Source organism: Streptomyces sp. NPDC096339 (assembly GCF_044762985.1).
GTDB lineage: Bacteria > Actinomycetota > Actinomycetes > Streptomycetales > Streptomycetaceae > Streptomyces.
The window spans coordinates 138,919-163,849 of record NZ_JBIWFI010000016.1 but is presented as its reverse complement, the minus strand read 5'-3'; the positions used below and the strand labels follow the sequence as shown (position 1 = coordinate 163,849).

The following is a 24,931-nucleotide window of genomic DNA, read 5'->3' as shown; positions in this document are numbered from 1 at the left end:
CACATGGGCATGGCGTTGTGGCTGGGCGGTGGGTCTAGGTTAGGGGGTTTGTACTGTTTCACCGCCCCCAGGTGGGCGGGTGGTGACCCCGGGGCGCGCCGGGTACGGGGGGCCGGGGCCCCCGCGGGGGGCGGCGGCGGCCGGCCGGGGGCCGTCCCCCCCGGCCGGACTCCGTGGGATCAGGCCTGCGCGGAAATCCGCGCGAGGCGCTGGGCCTCTTCCCGCGTGGACACCGCGATGGCGTCCTCGTCGACGAAGAGGAGTCGGTTGTTCTCCACGATCTGCTTCCCGTTGACGAACGAGGCCGTCACCGGGGCGGCCGCGCCGAAGACCAGCGCGGTCACCGGGTCGGCGATCGAGGAGTGCATGAACGTGCTCAGGTTCCACAGCACCAGGTCGGCGCACTTGCCGACCTCCAGCGAACCGATGTTGTCGGCGCGGCCGAGGACCTGGGCTCCACCGTACGTACCCAGGCGCAGGGCCTGGCGCGCGTTCAGGGCGCGCTCGCGGTGGATCGGGTTCAGGCGGTTGATCAGGAGCGCGTTGCGCAGCTCGGTGTGCAGCTCACCGGACTCGTTGGAGGCGGTGCCGTCCACGCCGAGGCCGACCGGGACACCGGCGGCGAGCATGTCCGGGACGCGGGCGATACCGGCGGCCAGACGGGCGTTGGAGGACGGGCAGTGCGCCACACCGGTCTTGGTCCGGGCGAACGCGTCGATGTCTGAGTCGTTCATGTGGACGCTGTGCGCCATCCACACGTCCTCGCCCAGCCAGCCGGTCGACTCGAAGTAGTCGGTGGGGCCCATGCCGAACAGTTCCTTGCAGAACTGCTCTTCCTCGACGGTCTCGGAACCGTGCGTGTGCATCCGCACACCCAGGCGACGGGCCAGCTCGGCACCCTGCTTCAGCAGCTCGGTGGAGACCGAGAAGGGGGAGCACGGAGCGACGGCGACCTGGGTCATCGAGTCGAAGGAGGCGTCGTGGTGCTTCTTGACCGTCGCCTCGGTGTCGGCGAGCGCACCCTCGAGGGTCTCGACGGCGTGGTCCGGGGGCAGGCCGCCGTCCTTCACGCTGCGGTCCATGGAACCGCGGGCGAGGGTGAAGCGGACGCCCATCTCGGACGCGGCTCGGATGATCGAGCCGGAGAGGTCACCGGAGCCCTTGGGGAAGACGTAGTGGTGGTCCATCGCAGTGGTGACGCCACCCTTGGCCATCGCGGCGAGGGAGCCCTGCGCGGCCGTGTACGTCATCTGCTCGTCGATGCGCGCCCATGTCGGGTACAGCGCGACGAGCCAGTTGAACAGGTTGTGGTCGGTGGCCAGGCCGCGGGTGATCCACTGGTAGAAGTGGTGGTGCGTGTTGACCAGACCGGGGGTCACGAGGTGCCCGGTGCCGTCGATCCGACGGACGACGTTGTCGAGGTTCTCGGGGGCAGCGCCCGCGCCGATGAACTCGATCTTGTTGCCTGCGACGACCACGTGACCCGAGGCGTACTCGGTGTCATTCGCGTCGACAGTTGCAATCGCACAGTTTTCGATGACGATCCGCTCTACCGAGCCGTCATGCGAGGACGAAGCTGCCATGAGACATCCTTGTGCTTTGGTGGCGATGCGGGCACGGCAAAACCCTGGGGATTTGAGTGCCGGAGCCGGGGGCCTTGGCAGCTGACAGTACTGCCGCCCCATATGATGCTGCCGGGTGCCGATTCATGATTTTGATCATGAAGTTGAAGAGTGTCGCGCTGTCCCGGGGCCACTGCGGAGCCCCGGGACGGCACGTGCCGAGCTTCGACCGGACCCTTAGAGGTTGGTCATGTCCACGGGAATGCGGGCATCCACGCCGTCGCGGAGGATCGTGGCCTCGATGAGACCGTACGGACGGTCCGCGGCGAAGTACACCTCATTGTCGTTCTTGAGGCCGAAGGGCTCAAGGTCGACCAGGAAGTGGTGCTTGTTCGGGAGCGAGAAGCGAACCTCGTCGATCTCCGAACGGTGGTTGATGATGCGCGAACCCATCTGGTACAGGGTCTGCTGCAGCGAGAGGGAGTAGGTCTCCGCGAAGGCCTGAAGCATGTGCTTCTTGACCTCGCCGTAGGACTTCTCCCAGTTGGGCATCCGCTGCTCGTCGTCCGACCAGTTGAAGCGCCAGCGACCCGACACCTGGGTGGCCAGGATGCGGTCGTACGCCTCCTGCAGGGTCGTGTACTTGTCCTTCACGTAACCCCAGAACTCGGAGTTCGTGGAGTTCATGACGATCAGGTCCTTGAGGCCGGAGATGACCTCCCAGTTCTGACCGTCGTACGTGATCTGGGTGACGCGGGTCTCCATGCCCTTGCGGACGAAGGAGTGGTTCACCTCATCGGCGCCGATGAACTTGGAGTTGGCGTCGGACGTGGCGATCCGGTCCCAGGCGTACTCCTCGATCCGGATGCGCGCGCGCTTGATCGGCTCCTGGCTGGTGACGAACCAGCGCGCCAGGTGGATGCCGAACTGCTCGGCGGACTCGATGCCGTATTCCTTGGCGAACGCGTACACCGTGTTCTTGGTGGTGTCGGTCGGAAGGCAGTTGGCGTTCGAACCGTTGTAGTGGACGTCGTCCATGTCGCCGGAGAGGGCGACCGAGACGTTCAGGTCCTTGATGTGGTGGGTGTCGCCGTCCCGCGTGATCTTGACTACGCGGTTCTCTGCTTTGCCGTACTGGTTCTGGCCCAGAATCGTGGCCATGCTAGCTCCCTCGGTAAACGGAGTAGCCGAACGGGTTGAGCAGCAGCGGTACGTGGTAGTGCTCGCCCGGGTTCACCGCGAAGGTGATGGTGACCTCGGGGAAAAACGTACTGCTGTCCCTTACGCGGGGGGCGTCCTGCTGCGCCTCGGCGGCTTGCTTCTTGGAAAAGTACGTCTCGGTCTCGAAGTCGAGACGCACGTGTGTGGTGCCCTCCGGCAGGGCCGGCAGGTCCTTGCAGCGCCCGTCCGCATCGGTGGCGGAGCCACCCAGGGCCGCCCACTCGCCGTCAAGACCCGTGCGGGCCGACAGGGAGATGGCGACGCCCTCGGCGGGCTTTCCGATGCTGGTGTCCAGGATGTGCGTGGACACCGACGCGGTGGTCTCGGTGCTCATGCTCACTCTCCTTCTTCTGCGGATTCGACGAGACGGGTCAGGCGGATGTTGTTGATCTTGACGAGCTCGCCGCGAGCGATCTCTCGCTCCTGCTCCGGCGAGTTGTCGATCCGGACCTTCACCGAGTCCCGCATGAACTCACCGGTCGCACCGGTGGCGCAGATGAGGAAGACGTGGCCGAACTTCTCCTGGTAGGCCAGGTTCAGTTCGAGGAGCTCGTTCTTGAGCTCCTCCGAGGCACCGGCCATGCCACGCTGCTCGCGGGCGGAGGTCGGGTCTCCCGGCTTCGGCCGGCCGATCGGCGCGTGGCCTCCCATGGCCTCGCCCAGGTCGTCCGCGGTGAGCTCCGCCATGGCGGCTGCGTTCGCGGCGAACAGGGACTCGGCAGTGGCGAAGGGGCGCTGGGCGAGCATCTTGCTCCCCCATGCCGAACTGGCGCACACCTCGTGCAGCTCGGCCGTGGCCGCGCTGTCATCCAAGGCGTTGAACCGGGTGAGACCCGGGGTCGGACTCGAAGTCACGGTAGGCCTCCGTGGCCTGTTGTTGCTTTGACGGGCTCCGCATAGCTAACGCCCTCGACAACACGGCGTCAACACTTTGTTGAAACTTCGCGTACACAAAAGCCGCCGCCCGGGTGAATTGGGCGGCGGCTCGTCACTGTGGGTGAGTTTACGTTCACGTTTGGCTGTTTTTGCCGGATCCCTTTTGAGCTCCGGCGTCCCGGTTCAGGTAGTTGTAGACCGTGAATCGGCTTACGCCCAGTGCGCCCGCGACCGTTTCCACACCGTGCCGCACCGAGAAGGCGCCACGCGCCTCCAGTACGCGTACGACGTCCTGCTTGGACTTCCGGTCGAGCTGTGACAACGGTACGCCGTGTCGGCGCTCCAGGGCGGCCAGGATGTGGTCCAGCGAGTCCGAGAGCTGGGGCAGGCGCACGGCGAGCAGCTCCTCGCCCTCCCACGTGAGCACGACGTCGTCGGGCTCGGCCCGGGCCGGATCCATCAGCTCGCCGCCCATGGCGTCGATCAGCGGCTTGACCGCGGTGATGAAGGGGTGGTCGCGGGGCTCGGTCATGGCTTCTCCTCCCCGATCACGTTGACCTGGAGCGAGACGCGCGTGGCGCCGGCCCTCAGGGAGTCGTGCAGCAGTGCGCGCACGGCGTCCAGCACGCGTTCGGCCTCGCCCTCGGCGGTGTTGCCGAACGGGCCGACATCCACCGCGTCCAGTTGGGCCTTCTGGATGACCTCACGGGCGGCCACGGCGTGGGCGGGGGCCTCTTCGAGGTCGAAGGGCTCGGTCGTGAACTCCACTCTCAATCGCACGCGGTCAAGCTACCTCTCGGTCGCGATTTTTCGAGAGTCCGTACTTGACATCCGCGCGCAAGCCCATGCAGTCTTCCATCAAGCAGAAACTAACTTCCGCAATACGGAAGGAGCGCACACCCCTCATGGGATACACGGACCAGCGCTTCGATGTGAACCTTTCGATCCTCTTCACGGAACTCCCGCTCCTGGAGCGCCCCGCGGCTGCCGCCGCGGCGGGCTTCACGGCGGTCGAGCTGTGGTGGCCCTGGATCGAGACCCCCACCCCCGCCCAGGAAGAGCTGGACGCCCTCAAGAAGGCTCTTGAGGACGCCGGCACGCAGCTGGTGGGCCTGAACTTCTACGCCGGCCAGCTGCCGGGCCCGGACCGCGGCGCGGTCTCGGTTCCCGGTGAGGAGTCGGAGCGCTTCAACGCCAACATCAACGTGGCGGCGGACTTCGCCGCCTCGGTCGGCTGCAAGGCGCTGAACGCCCTGTACGGCAACCGCGTCGAAGGCGTGGACCCGGCCGTCCAGGACGAGCTCGCGCTGAAGAACCTGGTCGTCGCGGCCCAGGCCGCGGACCGCGTCGGCGCGATCCTCCTGATCGAGACCCTCAACAAGCCCGAGTCGCCGCTCTACCCCCTGGTGAGCGCCCCGGCCGGCATCGAGGTAGTGGACAAGGTGAACGAGGCCACCGGCCTCGGCAACGCCAAGTTCCTGCTCGACCTGTACCACCTGGCGATGAACGATGAGGACCTCTCCGAGGTCATCGAAAAGTACGCCGCCAAGACCGGGCACGTCCAGATCGCGGACAAGCCCGGACGCGGTGCCCCCGGCACCGGAGAGCTGCCCCTGGAAGACCTGCTCGACCAGCTGAAGAAGGCCGGTTACCAGGGCTACGTGGGCCTGGAGTACAAGGCGGCCGACGCCGCCGCGTCCTTCGAATGGCTGCCGGCCGAGGCCCGCGCCGCCAAGTAAGAGGACAAAGTCCGGGCGATCGGCCAGGCACCTCTCGCACTTTTCGTACGAAGCATTAAGAGAAGGACCCTCATCATGAGCAACCTCCCCAAGATCGCGTGGATCGGTCTCGGCATCATGGGCTCCCCCATGTCCGAGAACCTCCTGAAGGCCGGCTACTCGGTCACCGGTTTCACCCTTGAGCAGGACAAGCTGGACCGTCTGGCCGCCGCCGGCGGTTCCGCGGCCGGCTCGATCGCCGAGGCCGTCGCCGACGCCGACGTCATCATCACGATGGTGCCCGCGTCCCCGCAGGTCGAGGCCATCAACTACGGCCCGAACGGCATCCTCGAGAACGCCAAGTCCGGCGCGCTGATCATCGACATGTCGTCGATCACCCCGCAGACCTCGGTCGACCTGGCGAAGAACGCTGCCGAGAAGGGCATCCGCGTCATCGACGCGCCCGTCTCCGGCGGCGAGGCCGGCGCCATCGAGGCCGTCCTGTCGATCATGGTGGGTGGCGAGCAGGCCGACTTCGACGCGGCCCTGCCGATCCTCGAGGCCCTCGGCAAGGTCATCGTCCTGTGCGGTCCGCACGGCTCCGGCCAGACGGTGAAGGCCGCCAACCAGCTCATCGTCGCGGTGAACATCCAGGCTTGCGCCGAGGCCGTCGTCTTCCTCGAGAAGTCCGGCGTGAACCTCGAGGCCGCCCTGGACGTCCTCAACGGTGGTCTGGCCGGCTCCACGGTCCTGACCCGCAAGAAGGACAACTTCCTGAACCGCGACTTCAAGCCCGGTTTCCGGATCGACCTGCACCACAAGGACATGGGCATCGTCACCGACGCCGCCCGCAACGTCGGTGCGGCCCTCCCGGTCGGCGCGGTCGTCGCCCAGCTGGTCGCCTCGCTGCGCGCCCAGGGTGACGGTGGCCTGGACCACTCGGCCCTGCTCCGTGCGGTCGAGCGCCTCTCCGGCGCCCAGCTCTGATCTTCCAGAGCACCCCTCCCCCTAGGGGGACCTGAGTTTCCGGATGGCGTCGGTGCTGACACCTGTCCTGTCGCGCCCAAGTGCCGACGCCGTCCGGATTACCTCTCCTCAACTTTGTTCAACAAACTGTTGACGTTTAGTTCATGCCGAAATTAGGCTCCGCATGGCGGAAGACACTTTCCGTCAGCAGTTACCCGTACGGAAGGTCACCATGTCGAAGCGCACGCTGACGACCGAGTCCGGCGCCCCGGTCGCCGACAACCAGAACTCCGCCACCGCCGGCGTCGGTGGCCCCCTGCTGGTCCAGGACCAGCAGCTGATCGAGAAGCTTGCCCGCTTCAACCGGGAGCGCATCCCGGAGCGCGTGGTGCACGCCCGCGGTTCCGCCGCGTACGGCTACTTCGAGGTGACCGACGACGTCACCGCGTACACCAGCGCCGCGTTCCTGAACACCGTCGGCAAGAAGACCGAGACCTTCCTGCGGTTCTCCACCGTGGCGGACTCGCTCGGTGGCGCGGACGCCGTCCGTGACCCGCGCGGCTTCGCGCTGAAGTTCTACACCGAAGAGGGCAACTACGACCTCGTCGGCAACAACACCCCGGTGTTCTTCATCAAGGACCCGATCAAGTTCCCCGACTTCATCCACTCCCAGAAGCGCGACCCCTTCACGGGCAAGCAGGAGCCGGACAACGTCTGGGACTTCTGGGCGCACGCCCCCGAGGCGACGCACCAGATCACCTGGCTCATGGGTGACCGCGGTATCCCGGCGTCGTACCGTCACATGAACGGCTACGGCTCCCACACGTACCAGTGGACCAACGAGTCCGGCGAGGCCTTCTTCGTCAAGTACCACTTCAAGACGAACCAGGGCATCCGCTCCCTCTCGGGCGAGCAGGCCGCCGAGATCGTCGGTTCCGACGCCAACTCGCACCAGACCGACCTGCTGCAGGCCATCGAGCGCGGTGTGAACCCCTCGTGGACCCTGTACGTGCAGATCATGCCCGCCGCCGAGGCCGCGGACTACCGCTTCAACCCGTTCGACCTCACCAAGGTGTGGCCGCACTCGGACTACCCGCTGCAGCGCGTCGGCCGCCTGGTCCTGGACCGGAACCCCGACAACGTCTTCGCCGAGGTCGAGCAGTCCGCCTTCTCGCCGAACAACTTCGTCCCGGGCATCACCGCTTCGCCGGACAAGATGCTCCAGGGCCGTCTGTTCGCGTACGCCGACGCCCAGCGCTACCGCCTCGGTGTGAACCACACCCTGCTGCCGGTCAACGCCCCGAAGGCGACGAAGGCCGAGAACTACGGCCGCGACGGCGTCATGGCGCTGCGCAACGGCTCGCGCCACGACAAGAACTACGAGCCCAACTCGTACCAGGGTCCGGCCGAGACCGGTCTCGCGCTCGGCGCCCCGAAGGCCGTCTCCGGCTACACGGGCACCCACGCCGCGCCGGCCCACACCAAGGACGACGACTTCTTCCAGGCCGGTGAGCTCTACCGCCTGATGTCGGAGGCCGAGAAGCAGCGTCTGGTGGCGAACATCGCCGGCGGCCTGTCTCAGGTCACCCTCGAGGACGTCATCGAGAAGAACCTGGCTCACTTCCACGCCGCCGACGCCGACTACGGCCGTCGCGTCGAGGAGGCCGTCCGCGCCCTGCGCGACGCCTGAGAGCCGCAAAGCTGTACCGGGGGCCTGACGGGAGGTCAGGTCCCGGGTACCGAGCCCGACCCGCTTACCCGGATGAGGGGTGGTACGCGGTGAGGGCAGGACGAGGACCGTGGCGAGCGTGCGAGCCAGTGCGGTGGTAATGGGTTCCGAGGCCCGTCTCTTGACCTGAGGGAGACGAAGCCGGAGTTCTCGTCGCCGTTCGCCACGGTCCCATCCAACTCCTTCTCTTCGTGCAGGGGCTACGCACAGAGTCCCCTGCACGAGGCGAAGGAGCCTCCTACTCCGCCCGGCGGTGCGAACGTCCTGTCGCGCCAGCCTCGCACCGTCGGGCGGTAACAACCAGAGCGCCGAGTCACGGACGGTCCCGTGACTCGGCGCTTTGTCGTTCCCGGCAAGATCCTGACCAAGATCCTGACCCGGGTCCTCGTGGTCACATAAGCTGACGGACGATGACACACCGACCTGATGCCGCTCCGCCCGGGACCGCCGGCACCTGGAACTCGGCACTGCCTCATGAGGAGTTCGCGGCGGTCAAGGGGGCCGGCTTTGAGCCGGTCGGGCAGGTGCTCGGCACGGCCGTCTTCAACATCGGGTACACCGGCCCCTGGAGCTGCCCGGACAGCTCGCCGTACGCCACCGACCTCAACGCCCTGTCCTCCTCCAAGTGGGCTGCTCCCGCACCGCAGTTGCTGCAAGCGGCGTGGACTCCCTCCTTGTCCGGACTACAGCGGACCCTGTACACGGCCCGCAGGCAGGCACTGTCCCGCGCCGTGGCCGAATGCGTCGCGCTCGGCGGTGACGGGATCGTCGGGGTGGGCCTGCACACCGGCCGCTTCCCGGCAGGTGGCGTGGAGTTCACCGTACGCGCCACCGCGGTCCGCGCCCGGTCGCGCGTCCGGCCGGGCCGGCCCTTCACCTCGCACCTGAACGGCCAGGACTTCGCCAGGCTCATCCACTCCGGGTGGGTGCCCACCGGCCTCGCCTTCGGCATCTCCCTCGCCATCGGGCACGACGACTGGCGCGGCACCCGCCTGCTCCCCCGGTTCACCGGGAACCAGGAAGTCGACTGCTACACCCGGCTGATCAACCGGGTCCGCCGGAACGCCCGCCATCACCTCGCCTTCAACGCGGCCGAGCACGGCGGTGACGGGGTGGTGGTGGACGAGGTGGAACTGAAGGTGGACGAGAGCGAGTGCTCCTCCGTCGAAGGCTCTCGCGACCTCACCGCGGAGGCGGTCCTCATCGGCACCTCCATCGCCCGGTTCGGCCGCTCCGAACGGCCTGCCGGGCTGAGACCACTGACCATCATGAGACTGGGGGACGAGCGCTGACATGAACGGGATGACGGGACCGGAACCGGGTGGCGAAGGGCTGTCCGAGGACGCGATGCGGCGTCTGGCGCGCCTCGAACCGGGCGAGCAGAAGCGGATGTTCACCTCGGACCTGACGGTGAACGAGTTCCTACTGGTGCGCGAAGCGGGCTTCCGCCCCCTCGGCCTGGTCCTCGGCTGCTCCGTCTACCACGTCGGGATCCAGCTGGGCCGCTGGTCGAAGAACCAGGAGCTGACCAAGCTGTCGCAGGCCATGTACCACGCCCGCGAGCTGGCGATGAGCCGGATGGAGGCGGAGGCGAGCGCGCTCGGGGCGGACGGGATCGTCGGGGTTCGGCTGGACATCGAGTTCAAGGAGTTCGGCTCGGACATCGCCGAGTTCATCGCGGTCGGCACGGCCGTGAAGGCGGCCGGGGCGGACCCCGGGCCTGGCGGGACCTGGCTCAACAACAAGGGCAAGCCGTTCACCTCGGACCTGTCCGGCCAGGACTTCTGGACGCTGATCCGGGCCGGGTACGCCCCGCTGGACCTCGTCATGGGGTCGTGCGTCTACCACGTGGCGCACCAGCGCTTCTCCCAGGTCCTGAACAACGCCGGCCGCAACGTCGAGCTCGAACCCTTCACCCAGGCCCTCTACGAGGCCCGCGAGCTGGCCATGAGCCGCATGCAGGCGGAGGGGCGGGCCCTGGAGGCGGAGGGGATCGTCGCGGTGCAGCTGAGGCAGCACACGCATTCGTGGGGCAGCCACACCACCGAGTTCTTCGCCATCGGGACGGCGGTGCGCCCGCTCCGCGACGACCACGTCATCGACCGGCCGGCCATGGTGCTGAGCCTCGATGCCTGAGGAGGTGCCTGCCATGGAGGTGGAGCTGCTGGCGGCGGCGCTGCGCCGGGACAGCGCGGACCTGGACCTCTACACCGGGGTGCTGTCGGCGACGCTGGCGGAGTCCCTGCCGCCCGGCGCCGTGCGGGTCGGCCGCAGGCGGTCCCTCGCGCAGCGCCTGGCCGGGCGTGAGGGCGCCGTCGCCGAACTGGAGGTCGTACTCGGCGAGCAGCGGCTGTCACTGCGGGTGGACGGGGGGCGAACGACCGGGGAGATCCGCCACGAGGTGCGGGGCATCGTGCTGTCGCGGCGCCCGGTGGGCCTGGACGAGTGGATCGACGCCCTGGCCCGCGGCCTCGCCGAGGCCGCCGCCTCCAACGCCCGCGCCCGCGAGGCCCTGGAGCGCTTCCTGACCTGACCGGGGCCTGCGCACGCGCCCTACCGGAAGGAGTCCTCCCCCGGCTCGGTGTCCAGCGCCTCGCGGTCGAAGACCAGCATGCCGAGGAAGAACAGCCCTCCCAGCACGAGCAGGCCGCCCACGACCACGACGGGGACCACCGCCTCCTTCGGCGTCACGAGGACGAACAGTGCGAGCAGGGTCCAGAGCAGCGCGCAGACCGCCACCGGCAGTTCCAGGCGGCCGAGGTCGAAGGCGCCCTCCTGGCGGCCCAGGCGCCCGCGCACGGCCAGGTAGAGGACGATGATCGCGCCGTAGATCAGGGCCGGCAGGATCGTCGACGCGGTGATCAGCTCCAGCAGGGCCTGGCCGGGCAGTGCGACCATCAGGACGCACCCGAGCGCGAGGATCAGCAGCGTCGCCGGGACCGGCGTCCGGGTGCGGGGGTCGACCTTCCGCATCACCTGGTGCCCGGGGAAGCGTGCGTCGCGCGACATCGCGTAGATCAGCCGGGACCAGGAGACCATCGTGACGATCCCGGCGCCGAAGAACGCGAACGAGACCGCGACGAGGAGCACCTTCTCGGCGACCGGACCGAGCCGTTCGCGCATGATCGCCGCGACCGGCGACCCGTCGGCGCTGATACGCGCCACGTCTTCGATGGCGACGGTGAGCGCGATCAGGAAGAGCATCCCGAGGATCCCCGCGGCGACGACCGACCCCACGATCGCCCGCGGAACGACGCGGTGGGGGTCCTTGGCCTCCTCTGCCAGGTTGGCGGCGGAATCGAAGCCGACGAGCGTGGCGAGACCCATGATCATCGCCGCCATCAGCCCGCCGCCGACGGCGAAGTAGTCGGGCGCGTCCGCGGTGACGCCGCGCGAGGTGAGGTTGGCCGCCTCGCCGTCGCCCGTCACCAGCACGACGACGAGGAGGGCGATCGCCACCACTACGACGAGCGCCACCTCCAGCCCCACCGCCGCCGAGTTGATCCAGCCGACCAGGCGCGTCGAGGCGATGGCGACGACGGCCTGGACGAGCAGCACCACCAGCGTGATCACCCGCGCGGTGCCCTCGTCCTGCGCCATACCGACGAGCGGCATGAAGGCCTGGCTCGCCAGCGCGTTGTCGACCGCGAGGACGGCGATGGACAGGAAGCAGAAGGTCAGCCAGCCGAACCACCACCCGGTTCGCGGGTCGGCCAGCCGCGAGGCCCACTGGTAGGAGGAGCCGCTGAGCGCGATGCGGGCCGCGAACTGGGCCACCACCAGCGCCACCAGGGTCTGCCCCGCGGCGGCGATCAGCCACAGCCAGATCCCCACCGGTCCCGCGTTCCGGAGGACGTCGTCGTACGTCCCGAAGACACCGACCGCCACCGAGATGAAGGCGAACGAGATCGCGAACACCTGGAACGGACCCAGGGTGCGCTTCAGCTCCTGCCGGTAGCCCCCGCGCTCGACATCGCCCGCGGCGGCCTCGGTCCCGACGGACCGCCTGTCGCCGCCGTCGCCGCTGTCTCCGCCGTGTCCGTCCTGCCCGCCCGTAAGAGCCCGCGCCAACCCCGGCCACCCCGCTCTCGCCATCTGCCTGCCACGGCAGCGGCAGGACCCCGGCCAGTGTCCTCGGCAGGGCCACCCCGGCGCGGGCGGTGACGGCCGACGCACGTGACGGAGGCCCGAACGGACGAGCCGTACAGGACCAGGCGGCGGACCGGCGCCGGGACGACGTCTGTTTCGGCCCCGTTTCGGCGGCCCCCGTCGCGCGCCCGCTCTTCTTCGGCGTCGGCAAGTTCGCGGGGACGACGCGCAAACGCGCACCGCGTTCACGGGCACCGCTTCAGCGGCTCCCACCCCGCCCCGGCGCAGTTCAGCGAGGGCTCGGAGTCAGTTGTCACAAAGCAGGACCTGGCCGGCTCGGCAGTGGCCCCGGCCGCCGCCGACGCGGTCTACGGCCCCTACCAACTGAGGAACCTCAACAGCGGTAAGTGCCTCGTGCTGCAGGGCGGCGAGAACGGCACCATTCCGTTCCAGTACAACTGCGCGAACTTCGCCGACCAGAAGTGGTATACGGGCTGGTACGACAACGGCACGACATTCCGGCTGATGAACACCAACAACGGCAAGTGCCTCGTCTCTCAGGGCACGAACAACGGCACGAACCCCTTCCAGTACCACTGCAAGGACTTCGCCGACCAGGTGTGGTATCTGACCTACTGAACATGACGGGGGCCATGGCTCGGCCTTTCGACCGAGCCATGGCCCCCTTTTCCTGCCTGGGACACGGGCGTCCCGCCCCACGGAACGCAGAGCGGCCCCCGCCCCTCCCGGGAAGGAGGAGCGGGGGCCGCCGGCTACTGCTGGTGCTGCGGGGGGGGGGATCAGGCCTGGATGGGCTTGATCGCGGTCGGGGCGTGGCCCGGCTCGGTCGCGAGCTCTTCGAACTCGGTGACGTCGCTCATGTCGACCGTCTTGCTCATCGCGATGTTGGTGACGCGCTCGAGGATGGCCTCGACGACGACCGGAACCTGGAACTCCTGCGCCAGCTTCTTGGCCTCCTCGAAGGCCTCGCCCAGCTTGTCCGGGTCGGTGACGCGGATGGCCTTGACGCCCAGGCCCTCGGCGACCTTGACGTGGTCGACGCCGTAGACGCCGAGCTCCGGGGTGTTGATGTTCTCGAACTCGAGGTTGACCTCGAAGTTGATGCCGAGGCCGCCCTGCGCCTGGCGGATCAGACCCAGGTAGGCGTTGTTCACGAGGACGTGGACGTAGGGGACCTTGTGCTGGGCGGCGACCGCCAGCTCCTCGATCATGAACTGGAAGTCGTAGTCACCGGAGAGGGCGACGACGGGGGTCTCGGGCTGCGCGGTGGCGGCACCGATGGCGGCCGGGATGGTCCAGCCGAGCGGGCCGGCCTGGCCGCAGTTGACCCAGTGGCGCGGCTTGTAGACGTGCAGGAACTGCGCGGCCGCGATCTGGGAGAGACCGATGGTGGTGACGTAGCGGGTCTCCGGGCCGAACGCCTTGTTCATCTCCTCGTAGACGCGCTGCGGCTTCATGGGGATGTTCTCGAAGTGCGTACGGCGCTGCAGGGTGGCCTTGCGCTCCTGCGCGGAGGCGGCCCAGGCGGAGAAGTCCGGGAGCTTGCCCTCGGCCTTCCACTCCTTCGCGACCTCGATGAAGAGCTCCAGGGCGACCTTGGCGTCGGAGGCGATGCCGAAGTCCGGGGCGAAGATCTTGCCGAGCTGGGTGGGCTCGATGTCGACGTGGACGAACTTGCGGCCCTTGGTGTAGGCGTCCAGGTTGTAACCGGTGTGACGGTTTGCCCAGCGGTTACCGATACCGATGACGGTGTCCGACTCGAGGAAGGTCGCGTTACCGTAGCGGTGGGCGGTCTGCACACCGACCATGCCGGCGGCCAGCTCGTGGTCGTCCGGGATGGTGCCCCAGCCCATCAGGGTGGAGATGACCGGGATGCCGGTCAGCTCGGCGAACTCGACCAGCAGGTCGGAGGCGTCGGCGTTGATGATGCCGCCACCGGCGACGATCAGCGGACGCTCGGCCTCGAGGAGGAACCCGAGGGCCTTCTCGGCCTGGGCGCGGCTGGCCTGCGGCTTGTAGACCGGCAGCGGGGTGTAGGTCTCGGGGTCGAACTCGATCTCGGTCAGCTGGACGTCGATCGGCAGGTCGATGAGGACCGGGCCCGGACGGCCGGAGCGCATCAGGTGGAACGCCTGCTGGAAGACACCGGGGACCTGCGCGGCCTCGAGGACCGTCGTGGCGGCCTTGGTGACGGGCTTGGCGATCGACGCGATGTCGACGGCCTGGAAGTCCTCCTTGTGGAGCTTCGAGACCGGAGCCTGACCGGTGATGCAGAGGATCGGGATCGAGTCCGCGATGGCGGAGTACAGGCCGGTGATCATGTCGGTGCCGGCCGGGCCCGAGGTACCGATGCAGACGCCGATGTTGCCGGCCTTGGCGCGGGTGTAACCCTCGGCCATGTGCGAGGCACCCTCGACGTGACGGGCCAGGGTGTGGGCGATCCCGCCCACGTTCTTCAGCTCGCGGTAGAACGGGTTGATCGCAGCACCGGGCACGCCGAACGCTTGTTCGACACCCTCAAGCTTGAGGATCTCAACTGCAGCAGCGGCGGCTGTCATACGAGGCATCAGGTTCTCCTGCGGGTGTGGCGGTCAGGCTTTTCCGTCATCCGGAAGTTTTGTTCTGCTATACGGAACAAGCTAAGCGGCGGGTCCTCCCACGTCAAGGCGGCGGGGCGGCACGGATGCCACCAAAAGCCGCGTCTCGCTCGGTGACTTACACAAATGACCGAGCCGTCGACCGGAAATGGCCCGTCACTCGCCCCGGCGGTCGCCGGTGGTGGAGCATGGACCTACGCACAGCGACGGAGGGGGTCCAGGTCTCATGGCGGAAGCGGTACCGGTGCGCTGCCCGGCGTGCCTGCGCGAGAACGGCTACACCGCCCCGGTCTTCCCCTGCGCCTGCGGGAGCCCGGTCCACCCGCCGCTGGACCTGTCGGCGCCACCGCTGCCGCTGACGCACCGCACCTGGTCGGACAGCTGGGTGGCGGTGCGGTGCGAGTCCTGCGGCAGGGAGAGCGAGTGGCCGCATCCGGAGCTGGGGTGCGGTTCGTGCGGCACGGTGGTGCGGCTGCCGGTGCACCCGGTGGGCGGCGTGGCACCGGCCCGGCGGCCGGACGCGCGCGGCGGGAGTGCGGAGGGCGGGGCGGGGGCGGCGCCCTCGGACGCATCCTCGGACGCGTCCACGGACCCGGGCGCGGGCCCGGTAGGCGGCGGAGCCGCCGCCGGGCAGCGGCCGTCGGCCCCGGACGCGCCACCGTCGTCGGAGCAGGCATCGGATCAGGCATCGCCGCCGCCCCACACCGTCCCCCAGCCGGTGCCGGTGCCGGTGCCGCGCCCCGCTTTCCGCCCGGTGACCATCCGTACGGCCCGGGACGCGGTGGCCACGGCCGCGCTGTACCTGCGCTGGCTGGGCTTCCAGGACGTACGACAGCCCGACGGGCGCCCGATTCCCTCGGCGGCCGTGGACCTGCGGGCTCCGGGCCTGGTCGCCCAGGTGGACCCGACCACCGCTCCGGCCGGGCTGCGAGCGGTGGAGTGCGTATGGCTGAACGGACTCACGGCGTCCGCGACCAGCGTCTACTTCGCGCTCGCCGGCTATACGGAGGCGGCCCGGGCCCGGGCCGACGATCTGGGGATACCGCTGTTCGTGATGGACCTCACGGGCATGCCGCAGCCGGTGAACGACCCGGCGGACGAGCTGATCGGCGCGGGAGCTTAGCCTTTCCCCTTGATCACGTCGATCACGTCGATCACGTCGATCACCTTGATCACCTTGATCACGTCGATCGCGTCGATCCCTTTGAGTCGTTCCTTCCTGCCGAGGAGAACCCGATGAGCCTGTACGACATCCCGCTGACCACCCTGAGCGACGAGCCCACCACCCTGGGGGCCCACAAGGGCAAGGCGATCCTGCTGGTGAACACCGCCTCGCAGTGCGGGCTCACCCCGCAGTACTCCGGACTGGCCCGCCTGCAGTTCAAGTACGAGGCGAAGGGCTTCACCGTCATCGGCGTGCCCTGCAACCAGTTCAACGAGCAGGAGCCCGGCAACGCGGAGGACATCCAGACGTTCTGCGCGGCCGGCTTCGGCGTCACCTTCCCGATGCTGGAGAAGTCCGAGGTCAACGGTGAGAACCGGCACCCCCTCTACCAGGAGCTCGTGAAGGTCGCGGACGCGGACGGCGAGGCGGGCGACATCCAGTGGAACTTCGAGAAGTTCCTGATCTCCCCCGCCGGTGAGGTCGTGGCTCGCTTCCGCCCGCGCACCGAGCCCGAGGCCCCCGAGGTCATCGCCGCGATCGAGGCTCACCTGCCGGCCTGACCCGCCCTGCCCGTGGCGCATCACCGCAGGCCGACCGGGTCGGCCGCGGTGAGCTCCACGCGGCGAAGCGACGGCCGAGAGCCGGCCGGGCGGCCGACGGGGACCGTCCGAGGGCCGACAACGGCTCCCGACCCACGGCCCGGCTCCCGACCCACGCCCGACTCGCGACCCGCCCCTCAGTTGATCCCGCGGTCGAGGCCGGCCCAGTACGGCTCCCGAAGCTTGAACTTCTGGATCTTTCCGGTGGCCGTGCGCGGGATGGCGGCGCGGAACTCGACCGAGGTCGGCGCCTTGTAGCCGGCCATCCGCTGCTTGCAGTGCGCGATGATCTCGGCCTCGTCCGCCGTCGCGCCCTCGGCGAGGACCACCAGGGCCTTGATCGTCTCGCCCCACTTCTCGTGCGGCACCCCGATGACGGCGACCTCGGCTACCGCCGGGTGGCTGAAGATCGTGTCCTCCACCTCGATCGACGAGACGTTCTCGCCACCGGTGATGATCACGTCCTTCTTCCGGTCGGAGATCGTCAGGTGCCCGTCCTCGTCGTCGACCGTGCCGCCGTCGCCCGTGTGGAACCAGCCTCCCTCCAGGGCCGCCGAGGTCTCCTCGGGCTTGTCCCAGTACCCGTCGAGCACGACGTTCGAGCGGGCCAGGACCTCGCCGCCTTCCGACACCTTCAGCTTGACCCCGAGCGCGGGCAGTCCCGCGCGGGACAGCTTGTGCGCCCGCTCCTCCGCCGGCAGGTCCGCGTCGGACGGCCGGGCGCGGTTGAAGGTGAGCAGCGGGGAGGTCTCGGTCAGCCCGTAGATCTGCGTGAACTCCCAGCCCAGCACCTCGTCCACCCGCTGGATCATCTTGCTCGGCGGCGGTGCCCCCGCACAGACGATCCGTACGCGGTCACGGCCCGGGATCTCGCCCTCCCAGCCGGCCGCCGCGTCGAGCACCGCGTTCCAGACCGCCGGTGCGCCGCACATGAGCGTGACGCCGTGCTCCTCCACCCGACGGAGGATTTCGGCGCCGTCGACCTTGCGCAGCACGACCTGCTTCACGCCGAGGCCGGCCATCACGTACGGCATTCCCCAGCCGTTGCAGTGGAACATCGGCAGCGTGTGCATGTACACGTCGCGCTCCCACACGCGGGTGTGCAGCCCGAAGGTCAGACCGTTGACCCAGATGTTGCGGTGGGTGAGCTGTACGCCCTTGGGTCGGGCGGTGGTGCCCGAGGTGTAGTTGATCGTCGCGGTGGCGTCCTCGTCCGGCCTCGACCAGGGGCGCGGTTCGACGCCGAAGCGCATCAGCTCGCTCTCGGTCTGCGCGCCGAGTACGAACCGGTGGCGCGCCGTGACGCCGGCGAGCGCCTCGTCCAACTCCGGGTCGACCAGCAGTACGGAGGCCCCGCTCTGCCGCACCACGTACTCGATCTCTTCGGGCTTGAGGCGGAAGTTGACCGGCACGCAGATCCGGCCGCTCATCGGCACCGCGAACAGCAGCTCCAGCAGCCGTGACGAGTTGTGGCTGACCACGGCCACCCGCTCGCCCTCCCCGACACCGAGCCGGTCGAACCCCGCCTGCCAGGCCCGGACCCGGTCACCCAGCTGCCCGTACGTCGACACGGGCACCGGCGGGGCGGGCTGGTCGGGCTCGTCGACCACGCCCGGGCTGGAGGAGAACCCCAGTTCGGCCCGGTCGAGGAAGTCCGCGACGGTCATCGGAATCCGCATTGCTCTCTCCTGCGTATACGGGACAACGACATGAACCACTCAGCTGCCATTGATAACGAATGACGGCCGTCATGGCAGGCATCGTGCCGCGTACGGGGGAATCGCCACCAGGCCCCCGTCAGCCCCGGATTGACGCGAACCGCACGCCGGACCCACTCCCGTCGACCATCTCCTCGATCACGGACTCCCCCTCGGCGACGATCTCCGCCCGCCGCGCCTTGGACGGCTTCTCGTCGAACAGCTCGACGGTGAGCAGCCCCTCGTCCAGCTTCCAGAGTCCGGCGAGGAACCCGTCGACGAGCAGCACGCAGTGGGCCTGATTGCCGGTCCAGGAGCGCCCCTTCCCCTCAGGGGTGATCACTCGACCGCGGTCGGCGTGCGAGAGGAGCAGGTTGTCGAACTCGGGGAGGAAGCGGGGCGGAGCCGGCGTGTCCTCATCGGGCCGGGGCGCGTCGGGCAGATCGAACAACTCGACGCCGTTCTCGTCCCGGAACACGACCAGTCCGTCCCGCAACCGCTCGAAGGCCTCGCGCAGCCGGGTCAGCCCGGCCCAGGTCTGCATGTCCTTGACGGAGGCCGGCCCGAAGGCGGCGAGGTAGCGCAGCACGACGTCGTCCACGGCCTGCGACGCGGAGGACGCGGAGGCGGGCCGCCCGAGCCAGTTCTCCACCGTGGTCAGCCGGACCTGTCCCGCGCGTCCCCACACCCCCCGCGGCGTGACCTGGACCAGCGGCAGCCTGCAGCGGGCGGCGACGGACAGGGACTGCGGGTCGGCGTCCGGCCACTCCTTGAGCAGCTCCTCCCGGATCTCGGCCATGGTGCGGGGCTCGCTCTCGACGAACGCACGGGCCCGTGCCGCCAGCCGGTCCAGGTCCACCCCCACCAACCCCTTCCGGAAGTAGTTGACCTCCCGGTCCCGGGCGGGCTGGACCAGTGGGCGCAGGGTCAGGGCATCGTCCGCCGTGTGGGTGTGGATGGTGGAGCGCATGGTGACCATGCGGACCACTTCGCGGGACTCCATGAGCCCGGCCAGCTCGGCGGGCCGGAACCCGGCGAGGCGGGCATGGAGCTGGAAGTACGGGGGCTTCACGTTCTGCGCCTGCAACCCGACGAGGTGCGCGACGGCGTCACGCGCGGACATCTCGGCGCGGCTCAGCAGCAACTGGCGGGCGAGCGTGGCACGGTTCAGAGCGCGGGTGCCGAGTACGGGAAGTGCTGTCCTGGAGGCCATGACTGCAAACTAACCCCCCTTGCGGACACCCACTGTCCGCAACTCCCCACCCCACCCCCACCCCCTCCCCCTTTCACCCGATATCCTGCCCATTGCCCTCAAACCCAGAACCACACACGTCCGCCCGGGAGCAGAACTGCGATGTCGGAGCGCCCAGACCGTCGCCCCTCGCCGTCCGCCGCGAAGCGGACGGGCCGGCGCCGCCCCGCCTCCCCGCCCGCGCCCCCACCGGGGGCGCCCGCGTCCGCTCCCCCGAACCACCGCAGCGTGATCGATTCGGCCGTCTACCGCGACGGCCTCCGCATCGCCTCCCCCACCACCCTGGCCGACACCTTCCGCCGGCTGCGCGAGGAACCCGACGGCATGGCCTGGATCGGCCTGCACCGTCCGACCGAACCCGAACTCCACTCCCTTGCCGCCGAGTTCAACCTCCACGAACTCGCCGTCGAGGACGCGCTGGAAGCCCACCAGCGCCCCAAGCTGGAGCGCTACGGCGACACCCTCTTCGTCGTGTTGCGCGCAGCCCGCTACCTCGACGCCCAGGAGGAGGTCGAATTCGGCGAACTTCACGTCTTCGTCGGCCCGGACTTCCTGATCACGGTCCGCCACGGCGGCGCCCCGGACCTCTCCACCGTCCGCCACCGCATGGAGGAGACCCCGGAACTCCTCTCCCTGGGCCCCGAGGCCGCCCTGTACGCGATCCTCGACGCGGTGGTCGACGGCTACGCCCCCGTCGTCGAGGGCGTCCAGACCGACATCGACGAGATCGAAACGGAAGTCTTCCGCGGCGACCCGGCGGTATCCCGCCGCATCTACGAACTCTCCCGCGAAATGGTCGAGTTCCAGCGCGCCACCCGCCCCCTGGTCGGCATGCTCCACGGCCTGATGGCCGGCTTCGCGAAGTACGGCACGGACGAGGAACTCCAGCGCTACCTCCGCGACGTGGCGGACCACGTCACGCACACCAGCGAACGCGTCGACGGCTTCCGCCAGGCCCTCACGGAAATCCTGACGGTGAACGCCACCCTGGTCTCCCAGCAACAGAACGCGGAAATGCGTGCCCTGGCGGAGGCCGGCTTCGAACAGAACGAGGAGATCAAGAAGATCTCCTCGTGGGCCGCCATCCTGTTCGCACCCACCCTCGTCGGCACGATCTACGGCATGAACTTCGAGGTGATGCCAGAACTGCACTGGGTGGGCGGCTACCCCTTCGCGATCCTGCTGATGGCGGTGGTCTGCACGAGCCTGTACCTCATCTTCAAGAAGCGCGACTGGCTGTAGCCAGCAGATCCACATCCTTGATCAGCTAGGCACCGGCGAACGCCGCAGGTCATCCATCGGAAGAAGCAGTACAACTGCGTGGACGTTGCGGTGTGCCGGCTCCCCAGCAGTCGGTCACAGATGTCGGCGGAGCCCGGCTTGGGCGGCTGATCCGGAGGCTGGCCGAGCCACGGCTGCATAGGCTGATCGTTGTGACTGATTCCCCCGACGTGCGCTCGAACTCCGACGCGCATACTGCCCTCATCCCCACCTTGGTGCCGGTGGCGGGTGCTGATGCTGAGCTTGTTTCCATTGGAGAGCGCTACTGGGCCCTGGCCGGGTTCCACCCTGAGCTCGGGACGGCGGTGTGGTGTGAGAAGACGGCTCAGATCGACACATGTGGTTGGGGTCGGCAGATCTATGCCGTCGCCGCCGCCGGGGTGCGGGCCGTGGTGGAGGGAGTGGCCTGCGTGAAGTGTGGAGGGCCGCTGAGCCTTACTTCGCGCACTGCTTTTCAGCAGTTGTGCGACGGCGAGGAGCAGGACTGCGTCGACTGCAAGGAGTCTTTGCTGGCGGCAGTGCAGGTGGTGCTGAATCCGGCGCGCAAGGCCAGGCGGGAGAAGCAAAAGGAGGCGGAGACGGCTAAACGGGTCATTGCTGAGGCTCGGTCCCGGTGGCATCAGCAGCAGTTGGACGAGATGGTCGCCGAGTATCCCGTCGTGTTTCCTTCCGTTTCGCAGGAGCTGCCGACGGCCGGGATCCGGGAGATGATCGGGGCTTTCGCGCTCCTGCGATACGCGCCCGCATCGGATCCGTTCAGGAGTGTGGGCTCTTGGCCAGTACCGCTGCACCCAAACAGCGAAGAGATCTCCGAGCTCCTCGGGTCGTTGGTGCGAGCATCCGTCATCGCTATCCATCCGTCGACCCCCGCAAGTGCGGTGGTGTGGGAGCCGGCTTCCTTCGAGGATGCTGTGCGTGAGGCTGGGGGTGACGTCGGCGGCGCAATTCCCCAGCCCAAGCTGACGCACGAGTTCTATCCCACAGCGGCTCGCTACTTCGCGCCCATCGGAACGAGTATGGCCAAGGCCGTGGAGGGGCTCGACGAGCATCTCGCCGCTGCGCTGGCTCCGACGGGCATGACGGCGGACGAGCAGGGCGAGCTTCTGGCGGTTGCCCACGAGCTGCTGGTTGCGGAAGGGTTGCGCTACTTCGGCCACCGACTTGAGGAAGTACGGCTGCCGGCAGTACCGGACAATCACGTGGCACGGCTCAGGACAGCGATGGGCAAGGTAACTGAATGCCGTCCCCTGGGGGAGGTCTACAACCTCGTGTGGCGGGTGACTCGAGGCGCGGCAGAAGCTGCACAGAAGAACCCGCAGGCACCGCGGGCCAACCTGAGCACCCATGCCCTCAACCAGTTCGAAGGACATGCCCTGCGGGCGGTTGACGAGCCAGGCTGGGAGATCAAGCCCTTCGGCGAGGTGCAAGGCCTCGGCCTCGCGGCGATGACCCGAACGCTCTTCTACAACGTGTTGAACCTGCATCCGATCGAGACCAGCTTGGTGGAGCTGGAAGAAAGCCTTCCGGAACCCCGTCGTGAAGTGTCTGCCCAGTGCGTGAACCCGCAGCCCTTCGAGGTCGCTGCCGATGACCCGCTCGCGCAGCTGATCATGTGGCTGTCGACGGCTGACAGCTGGAACCCCGAGGATGTCCTCGGCGTCCTCAGCGGCATCAAGCAGGCACGCAACGACGAGGACTGGTTCGAAGGAAGAATTCTGGCCAGGGAAGCGGCCAAACTGTTGAATCTCTACCAGAGCCTGGCGCCGGCCATTGGTGTCCGCAGCGCCGTACTGGCCGTACTGGCGGCGACGCAGATGCTGCTCCACCCTGTCAGTGTCGGGGAGACGCAGATCGCTTCAGGCAGATGGATCTCAGCCAAGATTGTCACCGTGCTCGTACCACAGACAGCTGATTCGGACACCTGAAGCATGACCTTGCGAAATTGGTGCGAGATCACTCTCGCCCATACGTCATCTTCAGTAGCGCGACTGGCTGTTGCCGACTACAGCCTCGCTTGTCGGACCCGTCCGACACGATGGGCAGAGAGTTCGCGAACCTGATGGGGGATGCATTGAGTGGGACTGAGCCGCGTTCGGGGCTTCCTGTTGAGTTTCTTCGTGCCGTCGTCTCTGTGGCCGGTCCCGATTCGCCTCCGACTCGTGCGACCGTTGAGCGTGTACGCACAATGCCGGAGGGCATGGCACGCGACGACTTGATGTTGGCACTGCTGCGTGGGTCTCTCAGGGAGGCTGCCCCCCAGTGGTTGCTGCAGGCCGCCATCGACCGCGACATGGACCAGGTCCGAGAGGATCAGTACCACCTCGGGCCTTCACTGGAACTCGCTTCAACTGCCATCTCTCACAACTCGTGCACCGAAGAGCAGCGCAAAGAGGCACTCCGCCGTTGTTCCGTCCCCCAGCTCAGCCGTCTCGGTCATGCAACCTGCACAGAGTTGGTGGCCCGAGGGATCGTGTCCGAGCTGCGGCGCCGAGGGCCGGACAACCAACCCATGACACCGGCACTACTCAAGGAACCGGGAAATGCTCAGGTGGTCCTGCGGCAGCCGGACCTCCACGAGGATGTGTTCGCTGCCGCCCTCGATCTACTGCCGGTGTTCCCCAGCCTGGAAGAGATCGGCGAGCAAGAGGGGGCGGACTCCTCGTACGACGCCTTCGACGCCGCGCGGAGGGCGTGGGAGACGATGTGGGGAGGAGTGGTGTCCCACCACACGTCACGCCATCGGCAACTCCTCGACTGGGCCCACGGCTCGCCTGCCGACTATGTGATCCGGATGCATCTCCTCGGCACCCTGCCTTGGGATGTCGAGCCGGACCTCTTGGAGGAGATCGCGGCCGATGACCTCGCACAGTTCCGTAACCGAGTCCTGGTCACGCGTGTATGCCAGAGGCTGCGGGACGGCACTTCGGAGGAAGAGGTGCGTGCTCATTTCGCCGACGATCTCGCCACGCTGACAGCCGAGAGTGGGCGGGACCTCGAAAACTACTTCTCTGGCAGGCCGCTCTTTCGCCGGTACGGGGTGCATGCCGCAAGTTCCTGGGTAGAGGGTGCGGCGAAGGGCAGCTGGCGGCACATCCTCAACCCGACCGAGGCCGGCAGCCGCTACGGCGAACCACACACCTGGCGCTCGTCGAACGATCTGCTGCACACACTGGGACAGCGCTTCGCCGAGGCGGGCGTCACGGCCCTGATGCTGTGGGAACTCGACGAGGAAGCGAAGTACGGAAGCCCTACGGACCTCCGCTGGGTGCACTCCACGCTGTTGCACTTGCCTACCGTGTCGGACGAGGTGGCGACCCGAGTGCGTGCCATCCTCAAGGCCTCGCGCCCGGACCCGTACACACACCTGCGAACCCACGGCCATGCCGCCTTGAAAAGGGAGCGGGAGCTCTCGGAGCTGCGCTCGGCCATCGAGCGCATCATCGGCGACCCTTCTACAGCCACCCGCAAGTCCGCGCTCGGAGATCCGAGCAGCGTCACCGTACGAGATCTCGCCGGCGCAGCGGACGAGGTGCTGAACAGCTATCTGACGCGACACGCAGGAGACGACGATCTGATCGAGAAGACGCTACTCGCCTTCGCATCACGGACTCATCGGTCAAAGCCCACCTTCGCCGATGTGCTGGCCCGCCACTCGGAGCCCCGGACCGCCCTGCTCAACATCACCATCGATCTCCGGGGCAGGCTCGGTGGCTCCCCCAATCATCGAGAGGCCTGGACTCGGGAAGTACTAGACCTGCCGGCCTGTGATGCAGAGCTGATTCGCGCACTGCCCGCATGGAGCGTTCTCACGATCGGGGGAGAGTCTCGCTTCAGGTCCGCGCACAAGGCCGTCACCGCGGTCGTGATCGGGACCCTGGGTGACGATCACGACGCGTGGGCCCGCTTCGCCTCGAGTCCCGCCTCCTACTCGGGGCCCACAGCCTGGCTACGCCTGGGAGACGTACTCGACGCTTCGCTCGGTGCAACCCCGTGGCCTACACCACCGAGCAGCAGATGACCTCGCCCACCCCCAGCGCGCGGGTGCGTCGCTGATCTCAACCGGCCTGCTGGAGTCGCATCCCCCACTCTGCGCAGCGTGTCTCCCTACAGAACATCTCCGAACCCCCGCAAACCGCCACTATCGCTGCGTAGTCTCAA

22 protein-coding genes are annotated in these 24,931 nt (G+C 68.1%); 12 read left to right on the top strand and 10 right to left on the bottom strand.

Annotated elements, in window-relative coordinates:
• Positions 1 to 179 precede the first annotated feature (179 nt).
• The 6 genes from ACIQ5Y_RS21695 to ACIQ5Y_RS21670 all read right to left on the bottom strand — a co-directional run bounded on the left by ACIQ5Y_RS21695 (position 180) and on the right by ACIQ5Y_RS21670 (position 4,439).
• Entirely contained in the window at positions 180 to 1,583 is a 1,404-nt protein-coding gene (locus ACIQ5Y_RS21695) for an 8-oxoguanine deaminase (protein WP_403882654.1), read from the bottom strand.
• A 216-nt stretch (positions 1,584 to 1,799) separates the two neighbouring features.
• Complete coding sequence (gene pucL / locus ACIQ5Y_RS21690) at positions 1,800 to 2,723, bottom strand: factor-independent urate hydroxylase (RefSeq protein WP_384592803.1); 924 nt, start codon at positions 2,721 to 2,723, stop codon at positions 1,800 to 1,802.
• A gap of 1 nt (position 2,724) precedes the next feature.
• Positions 2,725 to 3,117 (bottom strand): hydroxyisourate hydrolase, encoded by a 393-nt coding sequence (gene uraH / locus ACIQ5Y_RS21685; RefSeq protein WP_376658319.1) that lies wholly within the window; start codon positions 3,115 to 3,117, stop codon positions 2,725 to 2,727.
• Positions 3,118 to 3,119: 2 nt separating this feature from the next.
• Entirely contained in the window at positions 3,120 to 3,638 is a 519-nt protein-coding gene (uraD, locus tag ACIQ5Y_RS21680; RefSeq protein WP_403882650.1) for a 2-oxo-4-hydroxy-4-carboxy-5-ureidoimidazoline decarboxylase, read from the bottom strand.
• A 154-nt stretch (positions 3,639 to 3,792) separates the two neighbouring features.
• Entirely contained in the window at positions 3,793 to 4,191 is a 399-nt protein-coding gene (locus ACIQ5Y_RS21675; RefSeq protein ID WP_403882647.1) for a helix-turn-helix domain-containing protein, read from the bottom strand.
• Positions 4,188 to 4,439 carry a thiamine-binding protein gene (locus ACIQ5Y_RS21670; protein WP_403882645.1) on the bottom strand — a complete coding sequence of 84 codons (252 nt, stop codon included), beginning with the start codon at positions 4,437 to 4,439 and terminating at the stop codon, positions 4,188 to 4,190. The genes ACIQ5Y_RS21675 and ACIQ5Y_RS21670 overlap by 4 nt, the downstream gene beginning before the upstream one ends.
• Positions 4,440 to 4,564: 125 nt before the next feature.
• Between ACIQ5Y_RS21670 and ACIQ5Y_RS21665 the strand changes: the two genes are divergently transcribed.
• From ACIQ5Y_RS21665 to ACIQ5Y_RS21640, 6 genes are all read left to right on the top strand, one after another.
• A complete protein-coding gene (locus tag ACIQ5Y_RS21665) occupies positions 4,565 to 5,398 on the top strand; it encodes a TIM barrel protein (protein ID WP_362068400.1) in 834 nt (277 codons plus the stop codon).
• Between the two features lie 75 nt (positions 5,399 to 5,473).
• On the top strand, positions 5,474 to 6,364 hold the full coding sequence (locus tag ACIQ5Y_RS21660; RefSeq protein ID WP_384592787.1) for a 2-hydroxy-3-oxopropionate reductase: 891 nt from the start codon (positions 5,474 to 5,476) through the stop codon (positions 6,362 to 6,364).
• A gap of 211 nt (positions 6,365 to 6,575) precedes the next feature.
• Positions 6,576 to 8,033, top strand: a complete 1,458-nt coding sequence (locus ACIQ5Y_RS21655) for a catalase (protein ID WP_403882641.1) — start codon at positions 6,576 to 6,578, stop codon at positions 8,031 to 8,033.
• Between the two features lie 449 nt (positions 8,034 to 8,482).
• Positions 8,483 to 9,364 (top strand): heavy metal-binding domain-containing protein, encoded by an 882-nt coding sequence (locus ACIQ5Y_RS21650; protein ID WP_403882639.1) that lies wholly within the window; start codon positions 8,483 to 8,485, stop codon positions 9,362 to 9,364.
• Between the two features lies 1 nt (position 9,365).
• Positions 9,366 to 10,208 (top strand): heavy metal-binding domain-containing protein, encoded by an 843-nt coding sequence (locus ACIQ5Y_RS21645; protein ID WP_403882636.1) that lies wholly within the window; start codon positions 9,366 to 9,368, stop codon positions 10,206 to 10,208.
• Positions 10,201 to 10,605: a hypothetical protein gene (locus tag ACIQ5Y_RS21640; RefSeq protein ID WP_403882633.1), complete on the top strand. Its 405-nt coding sequence runs from the start codon at positions 10,201 to 10,203 to the stop codon at positions 10,603 to 10,605. The genes ACIQ5Y_RS21645 and ACIQ5Y_RS21640 overlap by 8 nt, the downstream gene beginning before the upstream one ends.
• Before the next feature lie 20 nt (positions 10,606 to 10,625).
• Here ACIQ5Y_RS21640 and ACIQ5Y_RS21635 read toward each other — a convergent pair whose 3' ends face one another.
• On the bottom strand, positions 10,626 to 12,143 hold the full coding sequence (locus ACIQ5Y_RS21635) for an APC family permease (RefSeq protein ID WP_403882631.1): 1,518 nt from the start codon (positions 12,141 to 12,143) through the stop codon (positions 10,626 to 10,628).
• A gap of 360 nt (positions 12,144 to 12,503) precedes the next feature.
• Between ACIQ5Y_RS21635 and ACIQ5Y_RS21630 the strand changes: the two genes are divergently transcribed.
• Positions 12,504 to 12,800, top strand: a complete 297-nt coding sequence (locus tag ACIQ5Y_RS21630; RefSeq protein WP_403882628.1) for an RICIN domain-containing protein — start codon at positions 12,504 to 12,506, stop codon at positions 12,798 to 12,800.
• A gap of 161 nt (positions 12,801 to 12,961) precedes the next feature.
• Here ACIQ5Y_RS21630 and gcl read toward each other — a convergent pair whose 3' ends face one another.
• The gene (gcl, locus tag ACIQ5Y_RS21625; protein WP_403882625.1) at positions 12,962 to 14,749 is read right to left on the bottom strand and encodes a glyoxylate carboligase; all 1,788 of its coding nucleotides are present in this window, start codon (positions 14,747 to 14,749) and stop codon (positions 12,962 to 12,964) included.
• A 256-nt stretch (positions 14,750 to 15,005) separates the two neighbouring features.
• Here gcl and ACIQ5Y_RS21620 point away from each other — a divergent pair, with 256 nt between their 5' ends.
• Entirely contained in the window at positions 15,006 to 15,902 is an 897-nt protein-coding gene (locus ACIQ5Y_RS21620) for a hypothetical protein (RefSeq protein ID WP_403882622.1), read from the top strand.
• Positions 15,903 to 16,015: 113 nt separating this feature from the next.
• Positions 16,016 to 16,504, top strand: coding sequence for a glutathione peroxidase (locus ACIQ5Y_RS21615; protein ID WP_403882619.1), 489 nt, complete (start codon positions 16,016 to 16,018; stop codon positions 16,502 to 16,504).
• Positions 16,505 to 16,680: 176 nt separating this feature from the next.
• Here ACIQ5Y_RS21615 and ACIQ5Y_RS21610 read toward each other — a convergent pair whose 3' ends face one another.
• Positions 16,681 to 18,222, bottom strand: a complete 1,542-nt coding sequence (locus tag ACIQ5Y_RS21610; RefSeq protein ID WP_403882616.1) for an AMP-binding protein — start codon at positions 18,220 to 18,222, stop codon at positions 16,681 to 16,683.
• A gap of 118 nt (positions 18,223 to 18,340) precedes the next feature.
• The gene (locus tag ACIQ5Y_RS21605; protein WP_403882613.1) at positions 18,341 to 19,453 is read right to left on the bottom strand and encodes a winged helix DNA-binding domain-containing protein; all 1,113 of its coding nucleotides are present in this window, start codon (positions 19,451 to 19,453) and stop codon (positions 18,341 to 18,343) included.
• A gap of 141 nt (positions 19,454 to 19,594) precedes the next feature.
• Here ACIQ5Y_RS21605 and ACIQ5Y_RS21600 point away from each other — a divergent pair, with 141 nt between their 5' ends.
• The 3 genes from ACIQ5Y_RS21600 to ACIQ5Y_RS21590 all read left to right on the top strand — a co-directional run bounded on the left by ACIQ5Y_RS21600 (position 19,595) and on the right by ACIQ5Y_RS21590 (position 24,791).
• Positions 19,595 to 20,734 carry a magnesium and cobalt transport protein CorA gene (locus ACIQ5Y_RS21600; protein ID WP_403882611.1) on the top strand — a complete coding sequence of 380 codons (1,140 nt, stop codon included), beginning with the start codon at positions 19,595 to 19,597 and terminating at the stop codon, positions 20,732 to 20,734.
• Between the two features lie 191 nt (positions 20,735 to 20,925).
• Positions 20,926 to 22,698: a hypothetical protein gene (locus tag ACIQ5Y_RS21595; protein WP_403882608.1), complete on the top strand. Its 1,773-nt coding sequence runs from the start codon at positions 20,926 to 20,928 to the stop codon at positions 22,696 to 22,698.
• A 272-nt stretch (positions 22,699 to 22,970) separates the two neighbouring features.
• On the top strand, positions 22,971 to 24,791 hold the full coding sequence (locus tag ACIQ5Y_RS21590) for a hypothetical protein (RefSeq protein WP_403882605.1): 1,821 nt from the start codon (positions 22,971 to 22,973) through the stop codon (positions 24,789 to 24,791).
• Positions 24,792 to 24,931 lie beyond the last annotated feature (140 nt).

Coding starts and splice junctions, on each gene's coding strand:
- ACIQ5Y_RS21695 (WP_403882654.1), bottom strand. CDS start 1,583: ATGGCAGCTTCGTCCTCGCATGACGGCTCGGTAGAGCGGATCGTCATC.
- pucL (WP_384592803.1), bottom strand. CDS start 2,723: ATGGCCACGATTCTGGGCCAGAACCAGTACGGCAAAGCAGAGAACCGC.
- uraH (WP_376658319.1), bottom strand. CDS start 3,117: ATGAGCACCGAGACCACCGCGTCGGTGTCCACGCACATCCTGGACACC.
- ACIQ5Y_RS21675 (WP_403882647.1), bottom strand. CDS start 4,191: ATGACCGAGCCCCGCGACCACCCCTTCATCACCGCGGTCAAGCCGCTG.
- ACIQ5Y_RS21665 (WP_362068400.1), top strand. CDS start 4,565: ATGGGATACACGGACCAGCGCTTCGATGTGAACCTTTCGATCCTCTTC.
- ACIQ5Y_RS21660 (WP_384592787.1), top strand. CDS start 5,474: ATGAGCAACCTCCCCAAGATCGCGTGGATCGGTCTCGGCATCATGGGC.
- ACIQ5Y_RS21655 (WP_403882641.1), top strand. CDS start 6,576: ATGTCGAAGCGCACGCTGACGACCGAGTCCGGCGCCCCGGTCGCCGAC.
- ACIQ5Y_RS21650 (WP_403882639.1), top strand. CDS start 8,483: ATGACACACCGACCTGATGCCGCTCCGCCCGGGACCGCCGGCACCTGG.
- ACIQ5Y_RS21645 (WP_403882636.1), top strand. CDS start 9,366: ATGAACGGGATGACGGGACCGGAACCGGGTGGCGAAGGGCTGTCCGAG.
- ACIQ5Y_RS21640 (WP_403882633.1), top strand. CDS start 10,201: ATGCCTGAGGAGGTGCCTGCCATGGAGGTGGAGCTGCTGGCGGCGGCG.
- gcl (WP_403882625.1), bottom strand. CDS start 14,749: ATGCCTCGTATGACAGCCGCCGCTGCTGCAGTTGAGATCCTCAAGCTT.
- ACIQ5Y_RS21620 (WP_403882622.1), top strand. CDS start 15,006: ATGGCGGAAGCGGTACCGGTGCGCTGCCCGGCGTGCCTGCGCGAGAAC.
- ACIQ5Y_RS21615 (WP_403882619.1), top strand. CDS start 16,016: ATGAGCCTGTACGACATCCCGCTGACCACCCTGAGCGACGAGCCCACC.
- ACIQ5Y_RS21610 (WP_403882616.1), bottom strand. CDS start 18,222: ATGCGGATTCCGATGACCGTCGCGGACTTCCTCGACCGGGCCGAACTG.
- ACIQ5Y_RS21605 (WP_403882613.1), bottom strand. CDS start 19,453: ATGGCCTCCAGGACAGCACTTCCCGTACTCGGCACCCGCGCTCTGAAC.
- ACIQ5Y_RS21600 (WP_403882611.1), top strand. CDS start 19,595: ATGTCGGAGCGCCCAGACCGTCGCCCCTCGCCGTCCGCCGCGAAGCGG.
- ACIQ5Y_RS21590 (WP_403882605.1), top strand. CDS start 22,971: ATGGCACGCGACGACTTGATGTTGGCACTGCTGCGTGGGTCTCTCAGG.